This is a genomic window from Pseudomonas sp. GM80, assembly GCF_000282515.1.
Lineage (GTDB): Bacteria > Pseudomonadota > Gammaproteobacteria > Pseudomonadales > Pseudomonadaceae > Aquipseudomonas.
Window position 1 is genome coordinate 1 of sequence record NZ_AKJD01000236.1, and the last position, 2,599, is coordinate 2,599.

Here is a 2,599-nt window from a genome sequence, read left to right on the forward strand (position 1 = left end):
CGCTGCCGCCACTGGCGGCACCGCGAGCGTTCAACGGCGACAGCCATGGCGAAGGACGCAATGTGCTGCTGGTCGAAGACAACCCGGTCAACCAGACGGTTATCGAGGCGATGCTGCGCAGCCTGGGCTTTACTGTCAGTGTCGCCACCGACGGTGCGCAGGCCGTGCGCAGTGCCGAGGGCAATGATTTCGAAGTGATTCTGATGGACTGCCGCTTGCCGATCATCGACGGTTACGAAGCGACCCGACAGATTCGTCGCCTGCCCGGACGCGCCGACGTGCCGATCATCGCGCTGACCGCCAACGCCCTGCAGGGCGACCGGGAAACCTGCCTGTCGGCTGGCATGAACGATTATCTGGCGAAGCCGTTCAAACGTAATGATCTGCAGCAGATTCTGCAGCGATGGGTGTCGTAGTGTGGGCCTTTCGACCATCTGCGACTGGCGTGAAAAGCGAAAGTGCGGCAGTCTTAGGCACCCGAACGAGCCTCAAAAGGGGCTTGAATAAAAATTTCAGTGCACAAGTGTACATTCATGTCCTTGGTGCTGTGACTTTCACCACAACGCAATAGTCTATGAGTAGGCTGCCGGTTCGAGGCATGAACGCTTCGAACGGTCGGGAAGATTTGCCCCACCTGCCGCATGGGATTATTGAGGAGCTCGCATGACCAAACAAAACGCCTTTACTCGGGAAGATCTGCTGCGCTGCAGTCGCGGTGAGCTGTTCGGCCCAGGTAACGCGCAACTGCCCGCCCCGAACATGCTGATGGTGGATCGCATCACCCATATCAGTGAAGAGGGTGGCAAGTACGGCAAAGGTGAATTGGTCGCCGAACTGGATATCAACCCTGACCTGTGGTTCTTCGCCTGCCACTTCGAAGGTGATCCGGTGATGCCGGGCTGCCTGGGTCTGGACGCCATGTGGCAACTGGTCGGTTTCTTCCTGGGCTGGCAAGGCCTGCCGGGCCGTGGCCGTGCGCTGGGTTCGGGCGAAGTGAAATTCTTCGGCCAGGTCCTGCCGACCGCCAAGAAAGTCACCTACAACATTCAAATCAAGCGCGTCCTCAAGGGCAAGCTGAACCTGGCCATTGCCGACGGTTCGGTGTCTGTTGACGGTCGCGAAATCTACACCGCCGAAGGCCTTCGCGTCGGCGTGTTCACCTCCACTGACAACTTCTAAGGGTTATTCGCATGCGCCGCGTCGTTATCACTGGTCTGGGCATTGTTTCGTGCCTGGGCAATGACAAAGAGACCGTCTCCGCTAACCTGCGTGCAAGCCGCCCTGGCATCCGGTTCAACCCGGAATATGCCGAAATGGGTCTGCGTAGCCAGGTTTCCGGCTCCATCGACCTCAACCTTGAAGAGCTGATCGATCGCAAGATCTATCGCTTTGTCGGCCACGCAGCGGCTTACGCCTACCTGGCCATGAAAGACGCCATTGCTGACTCCGGCCTGACCGAAGAGCAAGTGTCCAACCCGCGTACCGGCCTGGTGGCTGGCTCCGGTGGTGCTTCCACGCTGAACCAGATGGAAGCGCTGGACATCCTGCGCGAGAAAGGCGTGAAGCGCGTTGGCCCATACCGTGTCACACGGACCATGAGCAGCACCGTTTCCGCTTGCCTGGCCACGCCATTCAAGATCAAGGGCCTGAACTACTCCATCGCTTCTGCCTGCGCCACCAGTGCTCACTGCATCGGTACCGCCATGGAACAGATCCAGATGGGCAAGCAGGACATCGTCTTCGCCGGTGGCGGTGAAGAAGAGCACTGGAGCCAGTCGTTCCTGTTCGACGCCATGGGCGCTCTGTCCAGCAAGCGTAACGACACCCCGGAACAGGCTTCCCGCGCCTACGACAAAGACCGTGACGGTTTCGTCATCGCTGGCGGTGGCGGCATGGTCGTGGTTGAAGAGCTGGAACACGCTCTGGCCCGTGGCGCGAAAATCTACGCGGAAATCGTTGGCTACGGCGCGACGTCCGACGGCTACGACATGGTTGCCCCAAGTGGCGAAGGCGCGATCCGCTGCATGCAGATGGCGATGTCCACCGTTGATACTCCGATCGACTACCTGAATACCCACGGCACCTCGACTCCGGTCGGCGACGTTGCGGAAATGAAGGGTGTGCGTGAAGTGTTCGGCGACAAGGCACCTGCGATCAGCTCGACCAAGAGCCTGTCCGGTCACTCCCTGGGCGCCGCTGGCGTTCACGAAGCGATCTACTGCATGCTGATGATGGAAGGCAACTTCATTGCCGGTTCCGCCAACATCGACGAGCTGGACCCTGAAGTGGCCGATCTGCCGGTGCTGACCAAGACCCGCGAGAACGCCACCATCAACACCGTGATGAGCAACAGCTTCGGCTTCGGCGGCACCAACGCCACGCTGGTACTGAAGCGCTGGGAAGGCAAGTAATTTCCCCCGCTTGAGCCACACATGAAAACGCCCCGACTGGTTCGGGGCGTTTTTTTTCGCCTGCAGAAAACTCCCGCCCCAACAAAAATCCCCCATGTAGGAGCTGCCGAAGGCTGCGATCTTTTGATCTGATCATTCCCACGCTCTGCGTGGGAATGCAGCCCGTGACGCTCCGCGTCACTGGACGC

The 2,599-nt window shown here is 59.6% G+C and carries 3 protein-coding genes; all 3 read left to right on the forward strand.

What is annotated here, in order from left to right:
• On the forward strand, positions 1–416 hold a 416-nt coding region (locus PMI37_RS27375; RefSeq protein WP_045123313.1), incomplete at its 5' end, for a response regulator.
• Positions 417–663: 247 nt separating this feature from the next.
• Positions 664–1,179 (forward strand): 3-hydroxyacyl-[acyl-carrier-protein] dehydratase FabA, encoded by a 516-nt coding sequence (gene fabA, locus PMI37_RS27380; protein WP_003172830.1) that lies wholly within the window; start codon positions 664–666, stop codon positions 1,177–1,179.
• Between the two features lie 11 nt (positions 1,180–1,190).
• Positions 1,191–2,411, forward strand: a complete 1,221-nt coding sequence (gene fabB, locus PMI37_RS27385; RefSeq protein WP_008087472.1) for a beta-ketoacyl-ACP synthase I — start codon at positions 1,191–1,193, stop codon at positions 2,409–2,411.
• Positions 2,412–2,599: the final 188 nt, after the last annotated feature.

Coding starts and splice junctions, on each gene's coding strand:
- fabA (WP_003172830.1), top strand. CDS start 664: ATGACCAAACAAAACGCCTTTACTCGGGAAGATCTGCTGCGCTGCAGT.
- fabB (WP_008087472.1), top strand. CDS start 1,191: ATGCGCCGCGTCGTTATCACTGGTCTGGGCATTGTTTCGTGCCTGGGC.